General features: G+C 42.4%; 1 pseudogene. It reads right to left on the bottom strand.

What is annotated here, in order from left to right:
* Positions 1–311 (bottom strand): annotated as a pseudogene (locus tag IT084_RS17805) (IS1380 family transposase); the annotation flags it as partial.

The following is a 311-nucleotide window of genomic DNA, read 5'->3' as shown; positions in this document are numbered from 1 at the left end:
GCATGGTTCGTTACTTTTCAACTCTACGGTTTCCCGGATAAAAACGAACCGTCTGGCCTTTTTCCAGGTGGGCAGGGGTACTGTTATCTCAGCCATATCATACTTGGCATCCAGGCGCTGCCATGCTTTTTGGTCATCAAGATAGGCAATAATTTTGTAGATGCTCTGTTTTAGAGGTACTTTACAGACATATTCGATCTGGTTATCTTCGAAAAAGGTGAAGTTCTTATCATCAAAGAACCCTTTATCCATACGAACTCCCTTAACTATCAGCCTTTGGGGCAGTAAAGCCAGCGTTTCTTTGAAGAAAT

This window comes from Desulfallas sp. Bu1-1, from assembly GCF_015594625.1.
GTDB lineage: Bacteria > Bacillota > Desulfotomaculia > Desulfotomaculales > Desulfallaceae > JADNRQ01.
This window is presented reverse-complemented; position numbering and strand designations above follow the sequence as displayed.